Below are 23,086 nucleotides of genomic sequence, written 5' to 3'. Positions count from 1 at the left end.
TGATCTTGTGTACGATTTCTTCATCGGTATCCGCCTGCCCAAGGAGCTGGAAGAGGTGTGTGAAGGCTACCGGCGGGCCTTTAGGGCTCCCCGCACCGTGGCCCACATTACGGTGATCGCCCCCTTTGCCTGGGAAGAAGGCGCGGAAACCCTGCAGGAGCTGCTTAAAGAGGCTCTCCAGCCCCTGGCCCCCTTTAGAATCAGCGGCTCCGGCTTAGGCTCCTTCGGCACGCGGGTCCTTTTTGTCAACGTGGATCTCACCAGCGAACTGGAGCAGCTGCACCGAGCCCTGGCCAGGCAGCTCAGGCAGGCCGGTGTCAAGGTGGACAGAAGGCCCTACCATCCCCACATCACCCTGGCCACCAGGCTCACCCCCGGCCAGTTTGCCCGCTATCAAAGGGAACTGGAGGGCTTTGCCCCGGATTATTCCTTCCGCTGCGACGCCATCAGCCTCTTTGAGTTCACCGTAGATGGGCGCTGGCGGGAACAGACAAAAATTGGCTTGAACGGCTGATTCTGCCTCCTTGTGTTTGGCTTAATAGTTTGGTATCATTTCCCTAAACCACAAGAAACGGGGTGTTTCTGTGCGAACTTCGAAGAAACTGACGGACAAAGTCACCTGGGTCGGTAAAGTGGACTGGGAGCTGCAGACCTTCCACGGCCACGAGTTTTCCACCAGGAGGGGCTCCTCCTACAACTCCTACCTGATCCGCGATGAAAAGGTGGTGCTCATCGACACGGTCTGGCTGCCCTACGACCGGGAATTCGTGGAGCATCTGAGGGACGAAATCGACCTGAAGGCCATCGACTACATAGTGATCCAGCATGCGGAGATCGACCATGGGGGCGCGCTCTTGGAGCTGATGAGGGAAATACCGGATACGCCCATCTACTGTACGAAAAACGGCGAACGGATCATCCGGGGCCACTTCCACCAGGACTGGAACTTCGTCACGGTGAAAACGGGGGACACTCTGGATATCGGCCAGTCCCAGCTGGTCTTTGTGGAAGCGCCCATGCTGCACTGGCCGGACACCATGTTCACCTACATGACCGGGGAGAACATCCTTTTCAGCAACGACGCCTTTGGCCAGCACTATGCCACCGAATCCCTTTACAACGACGCGGTGGACCAGTGCGAGCTCTTCGCCGAGGCCATGAAGTATTACGCCAACATCCTCACACCCTTCAGCGCCCTGGTGAAAAAGAAGATCAACGAGGTTCTGGCCATGGAGCTGCCTGTGGACCTGATCTGCACCAGCCACGGTGTGATCTGGCGGGATAACCCCTCCCAGATCATCCACAAGTACCTGGAGTGGGCCGATGACTACCAGGAGAACCAAATCACCATCATCTACGACACCATGTGGAACTCCACCAGGCTCATGGCGGAAGCCATCGCCGCGGGCATCCAGGATGAGGACCCCGAGGTGACGGTAAAGGTGCTCCACGCCGCCAAGTACGACAAAAACGATATCGTCACGGAGATCTTCAAGTCCAAGGCCATCCTGGCGGGCTCTTCCACCGTGAACAACCGCTACCTATCCGCCATGGGCGGCTTGCTGGAGATGGTCAAGGGCCTGCGCTTCAAGAAGAAAAAGGCCGCGGCCTTTGGCAGCTACGGCTGGAGCGGCGAAGCGGTGAAGCTGCTCAGCGAAGATCTGGCCGCCGCGGGCTTTACCGTCGTCGGCGAAGGCCAGCGGGTGTTGTGGGTGCCCGATGAAGCGGCGCTTCAGGCCTGCCGGGAGTTTGGACGCAGTTTCGTGCGCAGCCTCTAACCAGCACAGAACACGCCTCAGCCGCGGGGTCACCTGCGGCTTTTTTCTGGGCAGACCCTAAGAAGGATCGCCGCGGGACTGCCGGAAAGATCCCCTTAAATGCAATTGATAATCCTTAGCAACGGGCAGGAAAAACCTGCCTGGTGCAGAAATCACTGCTTGTGGGATTAACATGTTGGAGGCCAGTACATTGGGAAGAAAACGGAAAGCGGGGCTTCTTTTGGCCCTGGCGTTGTTTTGGCATCTTTTCTCAGCTCAACAAGTTCAAGCCACCCAGCTCTTCCTCAATGAGCTGTTGGAGTCAACTCCCCATATACAAGTGATGAAGGAAGGTCAGGTTATGCGCACAGTCGAACTGAAGCTGGGCAAGCCAGCTGAGCCCCAAACTGCCCCGGCTCCTCTTCCCCAGAAGAGGATCGCCCTTACCTTCGATGACGGTCCTGATTTGATCAACACCCCGCAGATCTTGGACATCCTCCGGGATGAGCAGGTGTCTGCCACCTTCTTTGTCCTGGGGCAGAAAGTGGAACGCTATCCGGAGATGACCCGCCGCATTTCTCTAGAGGGGCACCTGGTGGCCAACCACTCCCGCACCCATCCGGATTTCGCCGAGCTGTCCAATGAAGAAATCCTGGCCCTGGAGCTGGATCCCACCTCCAAGGCAGTGGAAAGGATCACCGGCTATTACCCCATGATCATGCGGCCCCCCTACGGCTCTCTGCGCCAAGACTCGGTAACGTATCTGCGGGAGCGGGGCTGGCAGATTGTGCGCTGGTCCTTGGATACCTTCGACTGGGACAGCAGCCGCAACTCCCCGGAAGAGATCATCGGGCGCATCAAGACAGACCACCACAACGGGGCCATCGTGCTTATGCACTGCAACGGTCCCACCACCATCCAGGCTCTGCCGGAGATCATCCGCTTCCTGCGGGATCTGGGTTACCATTTCGTCACCGTGGATCAGCTCTAGGCCCGCTGCCCTTTGATCATGCACAAACTGGAGGACAACCCATGGACAAAGCACAGCCCACAGCAGTTTTCTTCAACGCTAGATTTCTCACCCTAGATCCCTCCCTGCCGGAAGTGGAGGCCCTGGCGGTGCGGGACGGCAGGATCCTGGCCGTGGGCGGTAAGGAAGAAATCCTGCGCCTGGCCGGGCCCGCCACGCACCGGGAAGACCTGGGCGGGCAGGTAGCAGTCCCCGGCTTCCACGACAGCCATCTGCACCTGCTCAGCTGGGGCCTGACCATGGACGGTGTGCAGCTTTCAAAGGCCCGCTCCGTTCAGGAGCTGGTGGAACTGGGCCGGGCGTATGTGCAGGAAAACCCCGGCCGCCAGTGGATCTTGGGCCGGGGATTCAACGACGAGCTCTTTACCGAGGCCCGCCTGCCCACTAGAGCAGACCTGGATCAGATCTCCCCTATGCAGCCGGTGGTGTTCACCCGGGTGTGCGGGCATATCTGCACAGCCAATTCCAGGGCCCTGGAACTGGCGGGGATCAACGAACACACGCCAGACCCGCCGGGTGGCAGCATCGACAGGGATACCGCGACGGGCCGTCCCACCGGGGTGCTGCGGGAAAACGCCGTGGAGCTTGTCACCAAGCTGATTCCCTCCCCCACGGTGGAGGATCTCAAGCGGGTTCTCCGCCGGGCCTGCGCCCGGGCCGCGGCCCTGGGGCTCACCACCGTGCAGAGCAACGACCTGCACGGGGCGGCCTCCCTGGACAAGAGGCTCCGCGCCTATCTGGAGCTGGACCAAGCTGGGGAGCTGCCCATCCGCATCATCCTCCAGGCCAGCATGCCCACCCTGGAAGAGCTCCACGCCTACCTGGAGGTCTGGAAAGCCACCCCACCGGGCGCGCAGCTGACCCTGGGGCCGCTGAAGCTCTTCGCAGATGGCTCCCTGGGCGGCAGGACAGCTGCCCTCACCTGCCCCTACGGGGATGCCCCAGATACCCGCGGCATGCTCATCTACAACCAAGAAGAACTGGACCAGCTGGTGCTCACCGCGGCCCAGCACGATCTGCAGGTCGCGGTGCATGCCATAGGCGATCGAGCCCTGGACCTGGTGCTCAATAGCTTTGCCCGGGCTAAGGCGACCTATCCCGCCTGGAGCAAGCGGCCCCGGGTAATCCACGCCCAGATCACCCGCTACGACCAGCTGGTGCGCCTATCCCAGCTGGGCGTCGTCGCGGATATCCAGCCCATCTTCGTACCCACCGATCTCCATTTCGTCGAGGAGCGGGTGGGGGCAGAAAAGGCCAGCTACGCCTACGCCTGGAAAACCATGGGCACCCTAGGCATCCCCACCGCGGGGGGATCCGACTGCCCCGTGGAGCCCTGCAATCCCCTGCTTGGCCTCCATGCCGCGCGCACCAGGCAGGATCGGTCCGGCTATCCCCCAGGGGGCTGGCATCCCCAGGAGCGTTTGACGGGCGCGGAGGCCCTGCGGCTCTTTACCACAGGTTCCGCCTACGCCGCCCATGAAGAAGCGGATAGGGGCACCCTCAGCCCCGGCAAGCTGGCGGACTTCGTGGTGCTCCCCGCAGATCCCACCGAAACCGACCCCTGGAAGCTGCTCACCATGGAAGTGACGGCAACCTATGTGGGCGGAAAAAGAGTTAGCCCCTAGAAAAGCCCGGCCCCGCGGCCGGGCTGTGTTTATCTATTCTGGAAGAGCTCCCTCACCCGGAGGATAAAGCGGTCCACCACCTCTTCCGGGCAGGCCCAGGAGGTGGCCAGCCGCACGGCTGTATGCTCCCCATCCACCTTCTGCCAGATCAGGAAATCATAGTCCTTCTGCAGCTGGGCGATGATGCTGTTGGGCAGAATGGGGAAAATCAGGTTGGTGGGCGAGTGCACCAGGAACTGGCATCCCAGCTCCTCCAGGGCCCCCTGGATCCTGGCGGCCAGGCGGTTGGCCCGTTCAGCCAGCTGGAAAAAGAGGTCGTCCCGGAAAAGCTCCTTGAACTGCAGGCCCAAAAGGCGCCCTTTGGCCAGGAGCGCTCCTTTCTGCTTGATGTGGAAGCGGAAATCCTCCTTGAGGTGATCAGTGCAGATCACCAGCGCTTCCCCGATCAGGGCCCCGTTTTTGGTGCCGCCGATGTAAAAGGCGTCCACTAAACCGGCCAGCTCAGGGAAGGTCAAATCATTACCCGGAGCCGTGAGGGCCGAGCCCAGGCGGGCCCCATCCACATACAGGAGCAGATCATGCTCCCGGCAGAACCTGCTCAGCTCCGTGAGCTCGCCTTTGGTGTAGATGGAGCCCAGTTCGGTGGCGTTGGAGATGTAGACCAGTTTGGGCTTGACCATGTGCTCATCCATGTGGAAATCCAGAACTTCCTGGATGTCTCCAGGCCGGAGCTTGCCCTCCTTGCCCGGGGCGGTGACCACTTTGTGTCCAGTGGCCTCAATCGCCCCCGCTTCGTGCACTTCCACATGGCCCGTCACCGGCGCGATCACCGCTTCATGGGGCCGCAAAAAGGCGGAGATGGCGATGAGGTTGGTCTGGGTCCCACCGGGGATAAAGTGAATGTCCACATCCTGCCTGCCCAGTCTGGCTTTGATCAACTCTGCGGCTTCGTGGCAGAAGGGATCTTCCCCGTAACCTAGGGTCTGCTCCAGATTGGTTTCCCAAAGGGCCTGCAGGATCCGGGGATGTGCTCCTTCGCTGTAGTCGTTGGTAAATCTGTACATAGAGAAGGCCTCCACTCAGTTTGAAGTTCAACCGCCGTAAGTGTTCTCCGCAGCACCCCTCCGTCCCTGCAGAAAAAAAGAGCGCTCCGGCTTAAGCCACGATGCGCTCCGAGCCGCTGTAAATGTTGATGCGCTGCCCCCTGGCAAAACCGCAGAGGGTGATCCCGTACTGCCTGGCCAGGGCCACCGCGCTGGCCAGGGGTGCGGAGCGGGAAACGATCACCTGCACCCCGGTGTGCAGCGCCTTCTCCACCAGGTCACCGGGGACGCGGCCGCTGGTGAGCAAAGCACACTGCGCCAGATCCCAGTCAGCCAAAAGGGCCCGGCCCAGCGCTTTATCCACCGCATTGTGCCTCCCGATATCCTCCATGAAAATGCGCCTGCCGTCCTGATGCCACAGGGCACAGCTGTGCACCGCTCCAGTGGCGGCGAACAGCTCTGAGCGGCCCGCGAACCAGTCCATCGCCTGGAACAGGTCCTGGACCTGGAGGAAAAAGCTTTTTTGCTGCGGCGCGCGGCCTGCAGCCCCGCGGCGCAGTTCCACATGGGCTGCGCTGCCGCTGATGGTGAGCTGCTCCAGGTCAGCTGTGCTGCCGATGACCCCCAGGGCGAAAAGATGGCCGCACACCAGCTCCTCCAAGTTGGCCGGGAGGCAGAGGAACTCTACGCTCAGGCGGCCGTTCACATAGACCTTGAGCTGGTGGTCGATGACCAGTGCATCCTGGACAGTGTGCAGGCAGCCCCCTTCGATCCTGGTGATCTCAACCTGCTTAACCACTTCCATGGGTTTCACCTCTAAACCGAGCGTATTCCTGGGGCGTGTTCAAATTGAGGAAAGCCCGCCAACCCGGGACCAAGGGCGCGGCCTCCTCTTCCGGGATGACAAGGGCTTTGATCTCCCGAAGAAACCTGGTTACGGAGCAGTGGCCGCGCTGGAGGTGAGTGTCCAGTAAAGGCAGGGCGTCCCGGCTGTAAAAGGCATGGAACGGCTGCAGGCGGCCGTGCACTTCGGTCACGCAGGCCCCGTAATCCGCTCCATGCAGGCGCTGGATCATGAAGTCGATGTAAGGAAGCTCCAGATAGGGCATATCGCAGGCGGTGATAAAAACCCACCGGCTCTGGGCGTGCAGCAAAGCCGCGTGGATGCCAGCCAGGGGCCCGCTGTCCCGGTAAACATCCTGGATCACCCGGACCTGGCTGGCGGCATAGAGCTGGGGGGTGGGGCTGGTCACCAGCACATCGGCAAAGCGCGCCTTCAGCTGAACGATGAGCTGTTCCACAACCGTCCTCCCCCCGGCCTCCAGCAGCTGCTTGTCAAAACCCATGCGGGTGGATTTGCCACCCGCAAGGATTGCTGCACTTTTGAACATCTGCAAGACTTAGCACCTCTCCACCCTGGCCGCACACACCTTGTACTCGGGGATCTTGGCGATGGGATCCAGGGCATCGTTGGTCAAGCGGTTGGCCGCGCCATCGGCAAAGTGGAAGGGTATAAAGATCACCCCTTCGTCCACCCTGTCGGTGACCACAGCATCCACCACCACCTCGCCCCGGCGGGACTTCACCTTCACCCTGGCCCCCTGCTGGAGCCCGAGCCTTTCCGCATCAGCCGGGTTGATCTCCACGAAGGAACGGCCTGCGATGCGGTTCAGCTCCGCATTTCTCCCGGTCATGGTGCGGGTGTGGTAGTGGTAGAGTATCCTTCCGGTGGTCAGGAGCAGTGGATACTCTTCATCCGGCTGTTCAGCCGGGGGAACGTAATGGGCTGGTTTGAAGAGCGCCCTCTCTCCCCGGGAGAACCTGCCCACATGCAGAATGGGCGTCCCCGGATGGTCTGGCGTGGGACACGGCCACTGGGGCTGCTCCCTGTCCAGGCGCTGAAAACTGAACCCGCCGTAGGAAGGGGTCAAGGAAGCGATCTCCCGGAGGGTTTCCTCAGGGGAGCCGAGGTTGTTCTCGTAGCCCAAGCGGCGCATGAGCTCATCGAGGATCTCCCAATCGGTCCGGGCCTCCCCTGGAGGGGATACCGCGCGCCTGATCCGCTGCACCCGGCGCTCCGTATTGGTAAAGGTACCCTCCTTCTCGGCAAAGCAGGCCGCGGGCAGGACCACATGGGCCAGTTCCGCCGTTTCCGTCAGGAAGATATCCTGCACGATAAGAAGATCCAGCTTCCTAAAGGCTTCTTCCGTGTGGTTCAAATTGGGGTCGCTGAGCAGCGGATTCTCGCCCATGACAAAGAGGCAGCGCACCCGGCCATCTTCAATGGCCTTCACCGCTTCAGTCACAGTGAGGCCGGGTTTTTCCGGGAGCTTGACTCCCCAGGCCCGTTCAAACTTGGCCCGGGCCTCGGGGTTAGCCACCTTCTGGTAGCCGGTGTAGTCCCCGGGCAGGCAGCCCATGTCGCAGGCTCCCTGCACGTTATTCTGTCCCCGCAGGGGATTCACACCACACCCGTATTTCCCCACCTTGCCGCAGAGCAGTGCCAGGTTGGAAATGGACATGACCCCAGCCGTCCCGGTGGAATGCTGGGTGACGCCCATGGCGTAGAAGATGGGCGCCTTGTCCGCCTGGGCGTAGAGCCTGGCGGCCTCTTTCAGATCTTCCACATCTACGCCGCAGATCTCCGCCACCTTTTCCGGCGGATAGTCCTGGACAACTTCCCACAGGTCCTCAAAACCTTCCGTGCGGTTTTCCACGTAGTCCCGATCGTAGAGCCCCTCGCTGATGATCACGTGCATCAAGCCGTTGAGGAGGGCGATGTTCGTGCCGGGTTTGATCTTAAGGAAAATGTGGGCATCTTCCACCAGGGGTATCTCCCGCGGTTCCGCCACTACCAGCTTGGCACCGCGTTTGACCGCCTGGCGGATCTGGGCGCCGATCACAGGATGGGCTTCCGTGGTGTTGGAACCCAACACCAAAACCACATCGGCATCCACTACCTCTGCAATGGAGTTGGTCATGGCTCCACTGCCTAACGTTGTAGCTAGACCAGCCACAGTAGAGGAGTGTCAAAGCCGGGCGCAGTGGTCCACGTTGTTGGTACCCACCACCGCCCTCATCATCTTCATAAACAGGTAGTTCTCTTCATTGGTCACCCGGGCCGAGGAAAAGCCGGCGATGGCATCTGGCCCGCTTTCCTCTTTGATCTTTTTGATGCCCTCCACCACATAATCCAGCGCCTCGTCCCAGCTTACCGGCTGCAGCTGGCCATCCTTGCGGATCAGGGGCGTTTTCAGGCGGTCGGGATGGTTGATGAAATGGTAGGCCCATTTGCCCTTGACGCAGAGGATGCCGGGGTTGGCCCGGCCGTGGGCAGGTTCGACCCCCACCACCTCGCCGTTTTTCACCAGCAGGTCCATCTGGCAGCCCACGCCGCAGTAGGGGCAGGTGGTGCGGGTTTTGGTCACTTCCCAGATCCGGAAGGACTTGGCGGCCTTGGCCGTCAGCGCTCCCGTGGGGCACACGGAGACGCAGTTCCCGCAGGAAACGCAGTTGCTGTCCTTGAACAGCTTGTCAAAGGGCAGGCCCACCCAGGTGTCCGGCCCCCGGTTCTTCAGGCTCAGGGTGTGGTTCACCTGCAGGTCATTGCACACCCGCACACACCGCCGGCAGAGGATGCACTTGCTGGGATCGTAGTTGAAAAACTCGCTGCTCTCATCTTTGGGATGATGCTCTTTGAACCGGACGAAGCGGCTCCCCTCCACCCCGTATTCCATAGCATACTGGTACAATTTGCAGCGGCCCGTGGCCGGACAGTTGAAGCAGTCCGTGTCGTGGTTGGCCAGAAGCAGCTCCAGAATCAAGCGGCGGAAGGAGACCACCCGCTCGCTCTTGGTCTGCACCACCATCCCGTCCCAGCAGGGCGTGGCGCAGGAGACCTGCAGGTTTTTGACCCCCTCCACCTCCACCACGCACATGCGGCAGGAACCCTCCGCCTTGAGCTGTTCCAAGTGGCAGAGGGTGGGGATCTCAATGCCCAAAAACTGGCAGGCTTCCAGGATCGTCGTGCCTTCGCTCACTTCCACAGGCCGTCCATCAATGGTCAGTTTCAGCATCAGCTAACCTCCCTTGCGTAGGCGTTGTTCACGGCGAAGACCTGCGGGAAGAAGCGCACCACAGAAAGGATGGGATTGGGTGCCATCTGCCCCAGTCCGCACAGGCAGCCCACGGTCATGGCTTTGCCCAGCTCCACTAAAAGATCCAGGTCCCCCTCCTGGGCGGTACCGTGCCTGAACTTGCGCACTAAGTGCAGGAGCTGGGGATTGCCTTCCCGGCATGGACAGCACTTGCCGCAGGATTCCTTGACGAAAAACTCGGTGAGGTTTTCCAAAACGTCCAACAGGCAGCAGGTCTCATCCATAAACATGAGATCGCCCGCGCCGAAGGTGGCCCCCACCCCATCGCAGCTTTCCGGATCCAAGGGGGTGTCCAAAAGCGAAGCGGGGATGATGTTACCGGAAGCACCGCCGGTTTGGATGGCGTAGAGCCGCTTGCCGTTGGGGCAGCCGCCTCCCACTTCCTCAAAGAGCTGGCGGATGGTGACGCCCACTGGAAACTCGTAAACCCCGGGATTGGTGATATTACCCGAAAGGGTAAAGAGCTTGGTGCCTGGGAAGCGCTCCGTACCCAAGCGGCGATACCACTTCGGGCCGTGCTCCATGATGGCCGGCAGGTTAGCCAAGGTCTCCACATTGTTTACCAAAGTGGGCTTCCCCCACAGACCGGCAACGCCGGGATAGGGGGGCTTCACCCGCGGCTCACCCCTTTTTCCCTCTAAGGAGTCCAAAAGGGCGGTTTCCTCGCCGCAGACGTAGGCACCGGCACCGATAAAGAGCTGGATATCAAAGGCGAAGCCGCTGCCCAGGATGTCAGTGCCCAGAAACCCATGCTGGCGGGCATCCTCCAGCGCCTTTTCCAGGACCTTTTTCACATGGGGATACTCGGCCCGCAGGTAGATATAACCCTGATCTGCCCCCACGGCCAAAGCGGCGATGATCATGCCCTCAATGAGCCGGTGGGGAACCTCCTCCATGATCACCCTGTCCTTGTTGGTTCCAGGTTCTCCCTCGTCCGCGTTGCACACCACATACTTGTGATCAGCAGCGGCGGCCTTGGTGAAGGACATTTTCAGTCCCGTGGGGAACCCGGCTCCACCCCGGCCCCGCAGGCCGGAAGCTTTGATGATCTCCACGATCTGGTCTGGATCGGCCAAGGCCTTCCTCAACCCGGTGTAGCCGCCCACCGCCTCGTAGGCCCGGGCGCTGGTGGGTAGGAATTCGCCTGCTTTATCCAGTACCACCCTGGTTTCCTCCATGCTTCCACTCCTTTCGGCCCGCAGGCTAGCCCTTGGCTGCCTTCTGGGCTTGGTCCGGGCTCAAGAACCGCTTAGCTAAGAGGCAGAGCAGCACCGAGACCGCGGCGGAGGTGCCCAGCCTGCCCCCGATACCCACCAAGACGCTCTGGCCAAAATAGATGACCAAAGAACAGATGGCGCTGATGATCAGCATTTCTCTGTAGCTGCAGCAGCGCTCGCTGCTGCACATGGCGGCATAGGAAACGGCAGTGCAGGTCAGGGCAAACAAAGCCCCTTCCTGCAAAAGGGGCGGCAGTACCAGGCCGGCCGTGAGGGCCAGGATGGCCGAGACCTCCACCACGCTCAGTTTAGTGTTCTGCCTGAGCCAAAAACCCGCTGCTCCGCAAACTAATGCGATTACAATGTTCAGCAAGAGAGTCACCGCTAGATACCTCCAATCAGTGCCAAAACCACGACCACCGCGGCAGCCGCAATGGTGCCCAGGCGGCCTCCCACTCCCACCCAGCATTCATCGGTCAGCTCAAAGAGGACGCCGCCCAACAGCCCCGCGACCAGCAGAGGGCCTAAGGTGGGAAAACGCAGGGCCGAGCTCATGCCCACAAAGGTGCCCATGTACATGACCAGCTGGTCCTTGCCCTTGAGCACCTGGGCTCCCACCAGACCCACCAAGGCCGAGGCCACCACGGCCCCCAGCCCCAGGCGGGTGCTGAGCAGGAAGGTGAGCAGCGCCGCCAGGCAGCTGAGCACAGCCGAACGCACCAGCGCGGTGGTCAGCTTGAAGGACGGGCGGCTTAAGGCCGCAAACACGCCCACCACCAAAACCGCCAGAACCAAGATGCGGCCAAAGGCGGTGGAAAGCAGGTTAAAGATGTCCAAAACCGCCGCCACCAGCGGCACGAAAATGAGAAGTTGGTACCACATTTCTTATGCGCCTCCATCCAAATTTGCACGCTCTCGCAACGCCTGGACCAGTTCCACCACTTTTTCCTCGGTCAGGTGCCCGTAAACGGTATCGTCCACCAAGGCAGCCGGTGAAACGTCGCAAGCCCCGATGCATTCACAGGTTTCCAGGGTAAACAGCCCATCCTCCGTGGTTTCCCCCGCCTGGATCCCCAGAGCCCTCTCAAAGGCCTCCAGTATTCTTTTCGTACCCTTGATGTGGCAGGGGGCCGTCTTGCAGAGGCGGATGAGGATTTTGCCCCTGGGTTCCTTGGAGAAGAAAGAGTAAAACGTCTGGACGCTGTAGATCTGGGCCAGGGGAACGCCCATGGCTTCAGATACGGTTTTAGCCACCTCTTTGGGGATGCCGTTACCCGCCACTTCCTGCACTTCATGCAGGACCGGGATGAGCATATCAGGTCTGCCCTTCCACCTGCCGGCGATCTCGGCTACTTTCCTCAAAACCTCCTCATCGATCTGCGGTCTCAACTCTTCACGGGCTGCTCCTTGCATCAAACGCACCTCCTCTCTGTTCTAAGCGCACCCGTTCTAGACAGCTATCGAAAAACGCTGCGGCCTCTCCCAAACCAACCGGCCGCCTTCTGCGCCTGTGCATGGCCGCGACTTCCTGAAGATAACCGGCGCGGATCTGCTCCGCTTCCGCCCCTAGGTGGAAAAAGGCCCCCAGCAGCAGCTGGACACACCTGGCCTTTTCCTCGCTTAGGGCCGGGTAATAGGTGGCGGCAAAGGCGGCGGCCCGGCCGAAATCCACGGCCAGCTCTCCAGGGAGGGGGGGATCTTCAAAGTCTAAGCCCACACACCTTTTACCTGTCCAGAGGAAGTTGCGCAGGTTGAGATCCCCTTTCAGCTGCCCCGTCAGGCGGTGGTGCTCCGCCAGCCAGCGGGCCAGCTCTAGGGCCTGGGGCCAGTCCAGGAAGTCCACCAGATCAGCATAGACCGGGCCGGGGATGTACTCCAAAAAGAGGGCGTGCTCGTTTTTGCCCAAAAGCTTTGGAACGGCCAGGCCAGCCTGGCGCAGCTCCACCAGGGCGGCAGCTTCCCTCTCCAGGGCAAGGGGGTCTTGACTGCGCTTCACCACCACGCCCGCTTCCAACCTTACATCATTTCTGCGGGAGAAGAACCTCATGACCTCAGCCGGACCTCGATCCTGCTCCCCGCCTTAAAGCCCCGCAGCTCCTTGACCACACCCAGCACCGCGTTGCGCAGAATGTTCTGCACAAAGGGCACCATAGGCACCGCCGCTCCATCCACCAGAAGCTCCACTTCCGGCCGCCAGAGCAGGCAGTCTTCCCTCTTGGCTTTTTGCTGGACCACAAGCCCGGTGAGCTCCCGGCAGCTGCGGCCGCAGGCCGAGCAGCACTCCGGGTCAAAGGAGGGCAGCGGTGCAAAGGCCCGCTCCTCCACGAAATCAACCAGGCTTTCCGGCTCCTGGAGAGCATTAAAGACAGGGAGGCCGTAAACCTCCTTTACCCCGAGATTGGCCACCACACCGGAAACAGCCCCTGTCCTTTCATCCAGGTGCTGCTCCACTTCCTCCACGGTGTGGGCGGTGACGATGGAAAGTACATTGCAGTCGGAAACGCCTTCCAGGATAACGAAGTCATGGTCGTAGTGGCGGAGGATCTCCTCTATGGGCAGCTTTGTGCCGTAAAGAACATCGGTTTCATAAAGGCCCCTCGCGGTCACCGGATCGGCCCCCGCCGCCCTGTGCCGCCTGGTGTTGGTGGCGGGATCCGGATCGATGGCGAACCCTTGGAAATGGATCTCCTTCACCGACCCGACCTTGTAACCCCTGCGGCGCAGGCCGCTGATGAGCGCTTCACAGACCGTGGTCTTGCCGGACCTGCTCAGCCCGTTAACGGCTACAGCTTTCATCTTGACAACTCCTTCAGGATGCCAGGTAAAACCGGAGGGCAGTTAAGCCCGCGACCAGCAGAAAACAAACCGCAGCCCAATCCGCAGCGCCCATGCTGGCCCGCCCGTAAATCGTCCGCCTGGGCAGAGCGCCAAAACCCCTGGCCTCCATGACCGCAGCCAGTTTTTCCACCCTGGCCAGCGCTTCGGTTAAGACAGGTACGATCAGGGCCGCATACAGGCGCAGCTTCTGCCCCCAAGGGACCGCCTTAAGGTTCACCCCCCGCAGCTGGAGGGCGGTAAGGGCCTGGGCAAAGGCCTCGCTGAGCAGCGGCAGAAAGCACAGGGCTGCAAAGAGACTAAAGCAGAATAAGTACGGTACGCCCATCTGGATCAGGGAGTTGATCACCCGGCGGCTGTCCTCCCGCATCATCACAGCGCTGGCACAGAAGACAATCACCAGGCGCAGGCCCGCCGCCAGCCCTTTCCACAGTCCCTCCCCGGTCACCAAGACCCTCCCTCCCAGGGTGAGCAGGGGAGTTCCGGTGCGCACGAACAGGATCTGCACTGCGGTGAGCATGGCCAAAACCGGCAGGAATCTTCTGAGGCGCCGGCCCAAACCCAAAAAGTCTGCACCAAGAAGCAGCGCTCCCCCAAGGGTAAAGAGGGTGAGCCCCAACATCCACAGGGGCCTGGCAAAGAGCACCGCCCCGCTGGTACAAAGCACCACCCAGAGCAGCTTCACCCTGGGATCCACCCTGCTCACGCCACCACCCGCCCTTCCGCCAGCCTCACCCGCCGGGCCCTCCAGCGGGAGGCCAGCTCCTGGCTGTGGGAAATCACGGCCAGACCCTTCCCCTGGGCGAGCAGCTCGTCCAGGAGGCGGTAGAGCTGTTCCCGGCTGGTCCGGTCCAGTCCGGCCGTGGGTTCATCCAGGATGAAAAACTCCGCTCCCCCCATGAGCATGGTGCAGATGGCCAGCCGCTGCTTCTCGCCGCGGCTGAGGACCTGCACGGGCCGTTCCTTGAGCTCTCCTAGGCCAAACCTGACCAGAAGCTCCTGGGCCCTTCCGCAGGCCCGGGGCAGATCTTCCCCCAGCAGCTCCGGGACAAAGAGCATCTCCTGCCAGACGGTGGAAGCAAAGAGCTGGCGGGATGGGTTTTGAAAGAGGTAGCCCACCCGCCCTCCGATTTCCCCCAAGGAGAGTTCCTCCGCGGGATGGCCAAAGATGCGCACCTGACCCTCTTGGGGGCGGAGGATGCCGCACATGAGCTTGGAAAGGGTGGTCTTGCCGCTGCCATTGGGGCCGGTAATCAAGGTGAGTTCGCCGGGAGCCAGCTCCAAGGCGGGGCACCGTAAAGTGAATCCGCCCCGGCTGTAGCGGTACACGACATCAGAAAGGGCAATGGCAGTCACGGGACCACCTCCCGCAGCTTCCCTTGGGCTAGGTGCAAAATGCGGTCCACCACCGGCAAATTTTCAGGGTCATGTTCCACCAGAAGGACCGCCCGGCCTTTTGCTTTGTAATCTGCAATCACTCCCTGGACCACCGCGGCTCCCTGCTGATCAAGGGAAGCGAAGATTTCGTCTAAGATGAGCAGGCCCGGTTCCAAAGCCAACACCGCCGCCAAGGCCACCAGCTGCTTTTGGCCTTGGGAGAGGTCTTGCGTGGCCTGGCAGCGGTACCGGCTCAAGCCTACGAGATCCAGGGACGCTCCGATGCGCCTGGCCATCTCCTCTTCGGGAAAGCACAGATTTTCCAGTCCGAAAGCCACCTCCGCTTCCACCGTGGGGAAGAAAAGCTGGGCATCGGGATCCTGAAACACCACCCCCACCCGGCGCACCGTTTCCGCGAGGGGCAGATCCCAAAGCCGATCCCCGAAGAGCAGGATTTCCCCAGACACCCTGCCGGGGAGAGACCGGGGTATAACCCCCGCCAGCACATGGCAGAGGGTGGATTTCCCAGCACCGGAGGGGCCGGTGACGGCCACGCACTCCCCTTTGCCGATCTCCAGCTCCCCTTTTTCCAGCAGAGGGGGACCTTCCAGATGGCCAAAAGTGAGCTGCCGCGCCTTAAGGGCCATCATCGGACCACAATCTCCTCTACGTACTTGCACCAGCGCTGGGCGAACACCACGTTTTTGATCACCAGCATGTAGGGTCCAAAGCCCCCTTGGGCTTTGGGCTTCAACACTTCGCCGTTCATAGCTATGCAGATATACACATTCCCGGGCTCCAGGGCCTCGGCCCCCGTCACCACCGAGGCATAGCCGTCCAGGGCATGCACCTGCACCAGGGAATGGGGCTCCAGCTGGATGCCGCAGCTGGCACAGATATTACTCAACTCCACCCCCGTGAAGGTGACGGGCGTGGGGTCGGTGATGCTGGTATCCATGATGGCCTCGAATTCCACCGGCTGCAGCGCCAGGATCTGGGACATGGTGATACGCTGGCTGGTTTCCCCCGCCGTGAGCACAAACTCGGCATTCATTTCCAATTCCTTTTTCAGGGCCAGATCGCCTGCATTGAGGTAGGCCAGCACCCCTGTTAAGGCCAAGAGGAAGACGATGCTGCCCGCGACAATGCGGTTGCCCCGCTTGGTGGCGCTGCTCATGGCTGCTCCCACTTCAGCCAGGGTATGGTCAGATCCAGCAGGGAGAACTGGCCGTGATCTCCCAGTTTATCCCCTGCCGCTGGGTGCTGGCCGTGATCAGCCAGGACGAAAACCGTCCCCGTAAAGCCCTGGCAGAGATCCTCAACATAGGCATCTAGTTCCAAGAGCTTCGCCGCGGCCTCGGGGGAGAAGGGCCCGCAGCTGTGGGCCACATCATCGTAGCCGTGGAAATGGACGAAGACCAGATCGGCCCCCCGGGCCAGCTCTTCCTGGGCTGCCCGGAAAATTTCGCCGTCGGTGGTGCCATCGCCATCTAGATCGGCGTTGAGCACGGGGCTTATACTGGTATTCACCACTTTAGTTGTTCCTTCCACCATAACGGAATCTTTGCCCAGCTCAGCGGCGCGGGCAAAGAGATCGGGCACCTGCAGCTCCCGCTGGCCCCGGGCGGTGATCCCGTGCCTGGGGGGCAGCTCGCCTGTGAGCAGTGAGGCCAGGGCCACAGGGGTGATGGAAGGGAAAACTGTACGGGCCCTCTGCACCTGTTTGCTGCCGAGAAAGGGCGGCTGAACCTGAATGAGTTCGTAGTACCCCAGACCATCCAGGAGGACAATGAGCACCCGGCCTGTCTCCAGGGCCTGCAGTGCTGCGGGCAGAAGCTGGGTGACAGAAAGCTCGGGAGGGTCCAGCCAGAGGCCCTTGAGATCTGGCCTGCGGGTGCGCCCGTCCGGCCCCAGGTAATCCCCGGAGCGGCCGCGCCACTCCAGAAAACCATCGAGGGGAACCTCCAGCTGGCTGCCGTCGGCAAAATAGGCTAGGGCGGCCGGCAGCTCCGCTCCCCCCACAAACTGGCCCAGGGGAATGAGGCTGCGCTTGGTGAAGGCGGTGACGGAACAATCCCCGCGCCGGGCTTCCCCTTCCTTGATCAGACGCTGGAGCGCGTCCGCGGTAAACAGTGTGCCGTAAGTGACCGTGCTTTCCTCCAGGCCGTGGATAAAGCGCACTCCCGGCACCTCTGGCCCTGTGCCTATCACCACCACATATTCCAGGTCTTTCACCCTGGCCTGGGGAGGATGGTCCGGGGCCGTGAACTGCCAGCGGTTTTCCGGATGCCAAAACAGGCAGCAGTCCTGGGTGATTTCGTCCAGGGAAAGCGCCGCGACAACGCCATCGTGCGCGGCCAGGAGGATCTGAACCTGCTCCCCACACACTTCCGCCTGGGCAAGGACGGACAAAAGTGGAACCCCGTCGTAAACCGCGCCGCGGTACTCGATCTTCACTGTTTCCCAGCCCTCGCAGCCGGTGAGCACCACTTCCCGCACCACATCACCGGTGACAACTAGGGAAGGCAGCCCGCTGGCGTGGGCCCGCGGTGGGTTAAGGGCCCCCAGCAGCGCTAAGGCGCAGAGCAGTAAAGCAGTTAGAACGCTTGTGCCTTTCCGTTTCATCTAAAATCCCCCCGCGGACCGTAAAATCCCGGACCTCTTGAGGCTGCGGGCGGCCAGATGGGCAACCAGGCCCCCCAGACCCCCCGAGAACGCCGCCGCGGAAAGGGAGAGCAGCAGGGGGACAGGAGGAAGCCTAAACAGGGCCAGGTTTACGGCGAGACTTCCCGCCACATTGGCCGCCAACCCCGCTCCAAAACAGCAAAGGGCGCAGCAGCCCCGGTGACCGCTGATCAGCAGCCAGATCTCCACCGCTAAGCCGGACAGAGAATAGGTGAACAGGCTCGCTGCTCCATGGGAACCCAGTGTCCCGGTGATCGTCACCAAAACAGCCTGCAGCAGAGACACCACAAGGGCTGCGCCCCTTTTGCCCGTAATTGCGCTGGCCAAAACCAGAAAAAGCATGTAGAAGCCGCCCGCCACAACCCCGCCGGGTATCAGCAGAGGGCCGGTAATCATCTGGGCCAGGGGAACAACCACAGTCTTAATGGCCAGGCCGCTGGCGGCCAGCACGGCAAAGACCAGGTAGTCCACGAGGCTAAAATGGCGGCTCCTCATCTTATCACGATCTTTACGATGAACTTGGTCCAAAAATTCGCGGTATAGGCTTCACTGGCGCAAAACCAAACCTTGCCGTTACCTTCCTCTTCGGTGATGGGCTGGCCATCTTTGTACAGGGCGAAGACGGAGTCTTCAGCCTCCAGAACTTCCAGGGGATAAACCTGCTCAAAGCCGTCGGAGGCAATCACCTGAACACTGCGGGCTCCCTGGACGCCGATGGCTTCAGCCAAAACCTTCCAGTGCACCCCGGTGTAGTGGCCGGTCGTGGTCTTGCCCCGGGAATTTGTGCGGGTGAGCTTGACGGTCATCTGCGGCAGGCTCAAAAACTCCTCCAGGGTCAGAGCGTCCACCGCTGCCCCTTCGAAGGTGAGGAGAATCTCGCCTTCCGCAGCCTGGCACAAACCAGCTGAGGAGAGCCCAATTAGGACTGCCAAACAGACTATAGTTATTTTTTTCACACTGCTCCCCCTTTGATGCGCCGCTGGCAAGGGCTGCCCGCGGCGCTATTCCCCGGCTTCCACGGCGATAACGTATTTGACCTTCCCGCCGCCTTGGACTCCGCTCAGATCATAGCCCTCAAACTTGATCCTCAAATAACCCGCCTTTTCATCGGGATAGAGAACTCCATAGGGTATGGCTTCCGCCGGGATCTGCACCTCAAAGCCGTCACTGGCCCGGAACGTGTAGCTGGCGGCCTCCACCATGCCCACCTGGGCAAACAGTTCGGCCAGGGGCGCTTCGCTGCCGAAGTAGATGGCGTCTTCGCCGGCAATGACCACATCCAGCTGCTTCACCCGCATCCCCAGGCTCAGATCTTCCGCGAAGTAGAGCGGGACATCTTCTGCACGCCCCGGTTCGGACTCCAGGGTGACGTAGCTACCCAAGAAGATCTCCGGTTTTTCCAGCTTCTCCAGCCCATCCCTGGCGCGCATCATCACAGGTGCCTGGGGAAGGGCCCGGGCAAAGGCGGCGAAGTAAGCTTCCATGCCGTAGGCGCTTACCATCTGGCCCCGGTTGTTCAGCACCTCCGGCTCCAGCTGCTGCACCGCTTCCCGGAAAAACGTGAGGCGCTTTACGGGAACCTGCAGCTGAGAGGCAAATTCTTCAGCGGGAACCAGCTCAATTTTGGTCAGGTTCTTCACCCAGTACATGGAGCGCTGCTCGGGGATGCAGCTCCGGGGATACTCCAAACCCTCCCCGTCCCTGGCCAGCATGATGTAAACCCCGTGGCCGGCCCAAATTTCCGCGGGGACAGCCATGACATATCCATCGGAAGCAATGAAATTGAGGGAAGCCAGGTGCTCCAAAGCCAGCCCGTTTTCCGCGAGCAGCCCGCCCAGGGAAAACCCGGTCACCTCTGTTTCAAAGACTTCTCCAGAGGAGCTCACATGCCAGCAGGTGAAGGTTTCCAAGGGACGCTCCAGCAATCCACTCCCATCGAGGACCAGCTGGAGGCCTGCACCGACAATTTCCAGCTGGGTATCGGGCGCCAGGGACAAGCTGGGTTGAGCTAAGGCGGTTCCAGCGGCAAGAAAGCAGGCAGCGGCGGCTAAAAACAAGAAAACAAGTGCAGCTAGCCTCGATCTTTTCAACACGATACCCCCTCGGAGACTCTGGAAATCCAGGCCGATCAAGGTACCTGTTTTCGACATCAGCTTGCACTTGTTTTGTCATAGTTGAGCTAGATGGGGTGCGGAGAATATGGGGATAGATTCAGCTGTTACGGCACCTTAAGAGCCGTGGTTTCCACTGTTTGCCTCATTATACATTATGGAATTAGAAAATTCAATGATAATTTTTTCGCAAACACCCGCACTGACACAACATTGGTTAAGCAGTTGTTTCTGCCCTCCCGGCAGGGCAAAAGGTGCGCGTTGGTTCGAAATTCGCACAAAAGGCCCCCGACCTGAGCTGGACCGCGGCAGCTTCCGCCTCCAGCATACTCCACCTCGGAGCGGAATCGTTCTCCCGTGGAAAAGCCATATTGACAAGCAGGGCATCCCGGAATATGATAATTTTACAACGATCTTTCAGCGGTACAAACCGCACGGGATCTGGGGGACTACACAAGACGCCATTCACCGCTCCGCGACAGACCAGTAAGTCCAGCCGGCCCATCCAGGCCCACGGGATACTGGTTTTGTTTTCCATGATTCCCAGCTCAAAAACGGGAGGGAGCGCCATGGCTTCCGTGGCCAAAAGCGGAGTCACCAGACCGCTGGGCGAGCGCGAGAGGCGGCAGCTGCAGCACGAGCTGAAGATCTACATGGAGAAGTACTTCAAGAGCAAACTGGGCAAAGGGGTAGACCACACCGAAGTCACCATCTGGGAAGATCTCCTGGTGATCCGGGGCGAAGGCTTCCTCACGGAGCCGGAGAAATACATCGTCAACACAGCGGAAGGCCAAGAACTGGTCAGCTCCGCCGCATGCATGTGGCCAAGCGGCATTCCCGGGACAACGTCCCCTATTTCGAACAGCTATTCCAGGCTAAGGTCATTCATGAAGCCTTTTTGGTGGATGCTGAAAAGGACTTTTGGATGCATGTGATGGTCTTTGATGAGATGCTGACAAGATAGCAAGGTAGATCGAGGGGAAACAAAGCGGCCCTGAGATAGACCATGTTTCAAGCCCCACATATGCAGGGGCGTTGGAAAGTTGGTCTCTTTTTTGGGGCGAGGTCGCCGATCATCCCATACCCCGCCCCTCTCCCAGGTGAAAAACGCCCTTAAAGCAGTCTTTAGGGGCAGACATTTTGAAGAGCGCTGGCTATTGTCTTTTTCCTCAAACTTCCGTGGGCCCCTTAGCCAGCGCTCTTCCTTTAACGGGCATCAATGGCTTTTCTGAAGCTCTCTGTGGCCTTGTGGAGGCTTGCACTGGTGTGGCCGGTGACCACTGCACCGATCATCAGTGCATTGACACCGGTGGCAGCCAGGGCGGGAACGTCCTCGGGCTCCCACTTAAGCTGTGTCGGTACGATAATGGGCAGGCCCGTTTGGCGCCGCAGATAGTGGTAGACAGCTAGATCCTGGGCCGTTACCGGCTGCCCGTACCTTTCCCGGGGCATGACCGCGGCCTCAATCATGGCCACCCCCGTGCGGGAAAGGGCGGGGATCAGCTCCCGGGGAAACTGAAAGCTGGGCGCCGCGGCAATGGGGAGCAAAGGCCTGGGCCTCAGCCAGCCCGCCGGCAGGTGGTGGGCGTAAACGGAAACAAAGGACAAGCCCAAATCCCTCAGAACCTCCAGGTCGCCGGGCAGCGCTTCCAGGGAATCGCCGGGGACTATGCCCACCGGCTTATCCTTGGCCGCGGCGATGATCTGCGCGATCTTCTCTCCCTCTTCCTCCAGGGTGCCAAAGCGGGTCCCGGAAGCGAAGTGATCCGCAGAAATGTGCACCTTCAGTGCATCTGCCCCCGCTTCCAGGGCCGCCTGGGCCAGTTCCACATCGTTGCGGGGCAGGCTCACCCACAGGTTTAAGCTTTTTGGAAACAAGTTCATCACTGGACACCTCTCAAATAAGCACGTTTTGGCTGCGCAGCCTGCGCTGCAGATCCTCAATGCTGATTTCCCGGGGGCTCTGCCCAGCCTGCACAGCTAAGGCAGCGGCCGTTCCCCCGGCCTGGCCCAGGGCCATAACCGACGGCTGCGTGCGCACCGCGGCCAGAGTCTCATGGGTACAGGAGATGCAGCGGCCCACCACCAGGAGCCCTTCAATACCCTTGGGCAAAAGGACCCGGTAGGGCAGGCAGTAGGACTGCGCCTGGAGATTGATGGTCTGGACCCCTTGGCCATCGGGGGCGTGGATGTCGATGGGGTAGGCGTTGCGGCTGATGGTGTCGGGAAACTCAACCCCTTCAACGATGTCACTGGCCTGGAGCACATAGTCCCCCACGATCCGGCGGCTCTCCCGCACCCCTGCCTGGGGACCGGAGGTGACGATGTAAGTCTGCTCAAAACCGGGGATCTCCTTTTGGAAGAACCTCCAAAGCTCCATCATCTGCCTGCGCAGGGCGATCTCTGCTTTGGTGAGCTGCCAGGCGTCCGTGGCATCGATCTTGGTGGCCCTGGTCATGTTGACCGTGACCTGGTCGGGACGGGCCGTCTGGAAAAAGAGCACCATGTCCCGGTCCAGATGCAGCTCGCCCCGCTCTTTGGCCCGCCGCAGCAGGGTGTAAAACCCGTTCACGGAGAGATGTTCTCCCTCCAGCAAGTCGAAGTGGGTTTTTTCGTAGAACTCGTTGGGGTGTTCCCGCATGTACTGCCTAACCCGTCCCAAGTCCACATTGCCCAACACGAACATGAGCGACATGGGCTGGGTGAGCCCGTCGGAGCTGCGCCCCACCTGAAACTCGGCTCCAGCAAAGGCGGCCACATCGCCATCTCCGGTGGCGTCGATCACCACATCGGCGTAGAGCTCTTGCCGCTCGGCTTTGTTCCACACCTGAACGCCTTTGATGCACCTGCCCTCCATGATGGCCGCGGTTACCCAGGTATGCAAAAGCAGCTCAACCCCGCTTTCCAGGCAGAGATCGAGGTAGACCATCTTGGCCAGCTCCGCATCGAAGGGCGTCACCGTATGCACATAACCGGTGGTATCCCGGACATGGCCCGGACTGCCGCCCAGCTCTTGCAGCCTCTCCACGATCTCTTGCCCGAGGCCTTGAATAACTTGGTTCCCAGCTTCATCGTGAAAGGTCATCCAGGGCCCCACCAGGGCAGCTGTGCCCATACCGCCCAGGAAACCATAACGTTCAATCAACAGGGTGCGCGCCCCGTTCCGTGCGGCAGCAATGGCCGCACAGGTTCCCGAGGGGCCGCCGCCCACCACAATTACATCAAACTTGTACACTGGATCCCTCCTCC

25 protein-coding genes are annotated in these 23,086 nt (G+C 60.7%); 5 read left to right on the top strand and 20 right to left on the bottom strand.

From position 1 onward, the window contains the following. The first annotated feature begins 7 nt into the window (after positions 1 to 7). The 4 genes from ACE4YL_RS11455 (at position 8) to ACE4YL_RS11440 (ending at position 4,412) form a co-directional block, all read left to right on the top strand. A complete protein-coding gene (locus tag ACE4YL_RS11455; RefSeq protein ID WP_461359065.1) occupies positions 8 to 514 on the top strand; it encodes a 2'-5' RNA ligase family protein in 507 nt (168 codons plus the stop codon). A gap of 70 nt (positions 515 to 584) precedes the next feature. Further along, complete coding sequence (locus tag ACE4YL_RS11450; RefSeq protein ID WP_461359066.1) at positions 585 to 1,778, top strand: anaerobic nitric oxide reductase flavorubredoxin; 1,194 nt, start codon at positions 585 to 587, stop codon at positions 1,776 to 1,778. Positions 1,779 to 1,968: 190 nt separating this feature from the next. Then, positions 1,969 to 2,748, top strand: a complete 780-nt coding sequence (locus ACE4YL_RS11445; RefSeq protein ID WP_461360544.1) for a polysaccharide deacetylase family protein — start codon at positions 1,969 to 1,971, stop codon at positions 2,746 to 2,748. A gap of 41 nt (positions 2,749 to 2,789) precedes the next feature. Next, entirely contained in the window at positions 2,790 to 4,412 is a 1,623-nt protein-coding gene (locus ACE4YL_RS11440; RefSeq protein ID WP_461365184.1) for an amidohydrolase, read from the top strand. Between the two features lie 29 nt (positions 4,413 to 4,441). Here ACE4YL_RS11440 and ACE4YL_RS11435 read toward each other — a convergent pair whose 3' ends face one another. The 18 genes from ACE4YL_RS11435 to ACE4YL_RS11350 form a co-directional block, all read right to left on the bottom strand. Further along, positions 4,442 to 5,476 carry a threonine aldolase family protein gene (locus ACE4YL_RS11435; RefSeq protein ID WP_461359146.1) on the bottom strand — a complete coding sequence of 345 codons (1,035 nt, stop codon included), beginning with the start codon at positions 5,474 to 5,476 and terminating at the stop codon, positions 4,442 to 4,444. Positions 5,477 to 5,567: 91 nt separating this feature from the next. Continuing rightward, positions 5,568 to 6,260, bottom strand: coding sequence for a formate dehydrogenase accessory sulfurtransferase FdhD (locus ACE4YL_RS11430; protein ID WP_461359145.1), 693 nt, complete (start codon positions 6,258 to 6,260; stop codon positions 5,568 to 5,570). Then, positions 6,247 to 6,846 (bottom strand): molybdenum cofactor guanylyltransferase, encoded by a 600-nt coding sequence (gene mobA / locus ACE4YL_RS11425; protein ID WP_461359149.1) that lies wholly within the window; start codon positions 6,844 to 6,846, stop codon positions 6,247 to 6,249. Before mobA ends, ACE4YL_RS11430 begins: the two co-directional genes overlap by 14 nt. Before the next feature lie 9 nt (positions 6,847 to 6,855). Further along, on the bottom strand, positions 6,856 to 9,531 hold the full coding sequence (gene fdhF / locus ACE4YL_RS11420; protein WP_461359144.1) for a formate dehydrogenase subunit alpha: 2,676 nt from the start codon (positions 9,529 to 9,531) through the stop codon (positions 6,856 to 6,858). Then, positions 9,531 to 10,790: a complex I 51 kDa subunit family protein gene (locus ACE4YL_RS11415; protein WP_461359143.1), complete on the bottom strand. Its 1,260-nt coding sequence runs from the start codon at positions 10,788 to 10,790 to the stop codon at positions 9,531 to 9,533. The genes fdhF and ACE4YL_RS11415 overlap by 1 nt, the downstream gene beginning before the upstream one ends. A gap of 25 nt (positions 10,791 to 10,815) precedes the next feature. After that, entirely contained in the window at positions 10,816 to 11,211 is a 396-nt protein-coding gene (locus ACE4YL_RS11410; protein WP_461360542.1) for a hypothetical protein, read from the bottom strand. Between the two features lie 2 nt (positions 11,212 to 11,213). After that, positions 11,214 to 11,711: a hypothetical protein gene (locus ACE4YL_RS11405; protein WP_461360541.1), complete on the bottom strand. Its 498-nt coding sequence runs from the start codon at positions 11,709 to 11,711 to the stop codon at positions 11,214 to 11,216. Positions 11,712 to 11,714: 3 nt separating this feature from the next. Next, positions 11,715 to 12,242 (bottom strand): NADH-quinone oxidoreductase subunit NuoE family protein, encoded by a 528-nt coding sequence (locus ACE4YL_RS11400; RefSeq protein WP_461360545.1) that lies wholly within the window; start codon positions 12,240 to 12,242, stop codon positions 11,715 to 11,717. After that, positions 12,223 to 12,825: an RIO1 family regulatory kinase/ATPase domain-containing protein gene (locus tag ACE4YL_RS11395; RefSeq protein ID WP_461365181.1), complete on the bottom strand. Its 603-nt coding sequence runs from the start codon at positions 12,823 to 12,825 to the stop codon at positions 12,223 to 12,225. Before ACE4YL_RS11395 ends, ACE4YL_RS11400 begins: the two co-directional genes overlap by 20 nt. Positions 12,826 to 12,872: 47 nt before the next feature. Continuing rightward, positions 12,873 to 13,625 (bottom strand): molybdopterin-guanine dinucleotide biosynthesis protein MobB, encoded by a 753-nt coding sequence (locus ACE4YL_RS11390; protein ID WP_461358010.1) that lies wholly within the window; start codon positions 13,623 to 13,625, stop codon positions 12,873 to 12,875. A 13-nt stretch (positions 13,626 to 13,638) separates the two neighbouring features. Continuing rightward, complete coding sequence (locus ACE4YL_RS11385) at positions 13,639 to 14,370, bottom strand: energy-coupling factor transporter transmembrane component T family protein (RefSeq protein ID WP_461358011.1); 732 nt, start codon at positions 14,368 to 14,370, stop codon at positions 13,639 to 13,641. Next, positions 14,367 to 15,020: an energy-coupling factor ABC transporter ATP-binding protein gene (locus tag ACE4YL_RS11380; RefSeq protein WP_461358012.1), complete on the bottom strand. Its 654-nt coding sequence runs from the start codon at positions 15,018 to 15,020 to the stop codon at positions 14,367 to 14,369. The genes ACE4YL_RS11385 and ACE4YL_RS11380 overlap by 4 nt, the downstream gene beginning before the upstream one ends. After that, positions 15,017 to 15,691 carry an energy-coupling factor ABC transporter ATP-binding protein gene (locus ACE4YL_RS11375; protein ID WP_461366827.1) on the bottom strand — a complete coding sequence of 225 codons (675 nt, stop codon included), beginning with the start codon at positions 15,689 to 15,691 and terminating at the stop codon, positions 15,017 to 15,019. The genes ACE4YL_RS11380 and ACE4YL_RS11375 overlap by 4 nt, the downstream gene beginning before the upstream one ends. Further along, on the bottom strand, positions 15,688 to 16,218 hold the full coding sequence (locus ACE4YL_RS11370; RefSeq protein WP_461358014.1) for a molybdopterin-dependent oxidoreductase: 531 nt from the start codon (positions 16,216 to 16,218) through the stop codon (positions 15,688 to 15,690). The genes ACE4YL_RS11375 and ACE4YL_RS11370 overlap by 4 nt, the downstream gene beginning before the upstream one ends. Beyond that, positions 16,215 to 17,666, bottom strand: a complete 1,452-nt coding sequence (locus tag ACE4YL_RS11365; protein ID WP_461360540.1) for an alkaline phosphatase family protein — start codon at positions 17,664 to 17,666, stop codon at positions 16,215 to 16,217. The genes ACE4YL_RS11370 and ACE4YL_RS11365 overlap by 4 nt, the downstream gene beginning before the upstream one ends. Next, on the bottom strand, positions 17,667 to 18,221 hold the full coding sequence (locus ACE4YL_RS11360; protein WP_461360539.1) for an ECF transporter S component: 555 nt from the start codon (positions 18,219 to 18,221) through the stop codon (positions 17,667 to 17,669). Continuing rightward, positions 18,218 to 18,682 (bottom strand): molybdopterin-binding protein, encoded by a 465-nt coding sequence (locus ACE4YL_RS11355; protein ID WP_461358017.1) that lies wholly within the window; start codon positions 18,680 to 18,682, stop codon positions 18,218 to 18,220. The genes ACE4YL_RS11360 and ACE4YL_RS11355 overlap by 4 nt, the downstream gene beginning before the upstream one ends. Before the next feature lie 45 nt (positions 18,683 to 18,727). Further along, complete coding sequence (locus tag ACE4YL_RS11350; RefSeq protein ID WP_461365178.1) at positions 18,728 to 19,816, bottom strand: hypothetical protein; 1,089 nt, start codon at positions 19,814 to 19,816, stop codon at positions 18,728 to 18,730. 590 nt (positions 19,817 to 20,406) lie between these two features. On the opposite strand from ACE4YL_RS11350, the gene ACE4YL_RS11345 reads away from it, so the two are divergent. Further along, positions 20,407 to 20,772, top strand: coding sequence for a Na-translocating system protein MpsC family protein (locus ACE4YL_RS11345; protein ID WP_461358019.1), 366 nt, complete (start codon positions 20,407 to 20,409; stop codon positions 20,770 to 20,772). 271 nt (positions 20,773 to 21,043) lie between these two features. Here the strand turns inward: ACE4YL_RS11345 and ACE4YL_RS11340 are convergent, their stop codons facing one another. Both ACE4YL_RS11340 and ACE4YL_RS11335 read right to left on the bottom strand, forming a co-directional pair. After that, on the bottom strand, positions 21,044 to 21,721 hold the full coding sequence (locus tag ACE4YL_RS11340; protein WP_461358020.1) for a hypothetical protein: 678 nt from the start codon (positions 21,719 to 21,721) through the stop codon (positions 21,044 to 21,046). A gap of 13 nt (positions 21,722 to 21,734) precedes the next feature. Then, a complete protein-coding gene (locus tag ACE4YL_RS11335) occupies positions 21,735 to 23,072 on the bottom strand; it encodes an FAD-dependent oxidoreductase (protein ID WP_461358021.1) in 1,338 nt (445 codons plus the stop codon). Between the last annotated feature and the right edge of the window lie 14 nt (positions 23,073 to 23,086).

Origin of the sequence: Candidatus Darwinibacter acetoxidans, assembly GCF_041936445.1 — a bacterium.
Taxonomy (GTDB): Bacteria; Bacillota; Limnochordia; order Darwinibacteriales; family Darwinibacteriaceae; genus DTU010.
This window is presented reverse-complemented; position numbering and strand designations above follow the sequence as displayed.

Coding starts and splice junctions, on each gene's coding strand:
- ACE4YL_RS11365 (WP_461360540.1), bottom strand. CDS start 17,666: ATGAAACGGAAAGGCACAAGCGTTCTAACTGCTTTACTGCTCTGCGCC.
- ACE4YL_RS11430 (WP_461359145.1), bottom strand. CDS start 6,260: ATGGAAGTGGTTAAGCAGGTTGAGATCACCAGGATCGAAGGGGGCTGC.
- ACE4YL_RS11415 (WP_461359143.1), bottom strand. CDS start 10,790: ATGGAGGAAACCAGGGTGGTACTGGATAAAGCAGGCGAATTCCTACCC.
- ACE4YL_RS11345 (WP_461358019.1), top strand. CDS start 20,407: ATGGCTTCCGTGGCCAAAAGCGGAGTCACCAGACCGCTGGGCGAGCGC.
- ACE4YL_RS11340 (WP_461358020.1), bottom strand. CDS start 21,721: ATGAACTTGTTTCCAAAAAGCTTAAACCTGTGGGTGAGCCTGCCCCGC.
- ACE4YL_RS11375 (WP_461366827.1), bottom strand. CDS start 15,691: ATGATGGCCCTTAAGGCGCGGCAGCTCACTTTTGGCCATCTGGAAGGT.
- mobA (WP_461359149.1), bottom strand. CDS start 6,846: ATGTTCAAAAGTGCAGCAATCCTTGCGGGTGGCAAATCCACCCGCATG.
- ACE4YL_RS11390 (WP_461358010.1), bottom strand. CDS start 13,625: ATGAAAGCTGTAGCCGTTAACGGGCTGAGCAGGTCCGGCAAGACCACG.
- ACE4YL_RS11370 (WP_461358014.1), bottom strand. CDS start 16,218: ATGAGCAGCGCCACCAAGCGGGGCAACCGCATTGTCGCGGGCAGCATC.
- ACE4YL_RS11440 (WP_461365184.1), top strand. CDS start 2,790: ATGGACAAAGCACAGCCCACAGCAGTTTTCTTCAACGCTAGATTTCTC.
- ACE4YL_RS11360 (WP_461360539.1), bottom strand. CDS start 18,221: ATGAGGAGCCGCCATTTTAGCCTCGTGGACTACCTGGTCTTTGCCGTG.
- ACE4YL_RS11435 (WP_461359146.1), bottom strand. CDS start 5,476: ATGTACAGATTTACCAACGACTACAGCGAAGGAGCACATCCCCGGATC.
- ACE4YL_RS11405 (WP_461360541.1), bottom strand. CDS start 11,711: ATGTGGTACCAACTTCTCATTTTCGTGCCGCTGGTGGCGGCGGTTTTG.
- ACE4YL_RS11400 (WP_461360545.1), bottom strand. CDS start 12,242: ATGCAAGGAGCAGCCCGTGAAGAGTTGAGACCGCAGATCGATGAGGAG.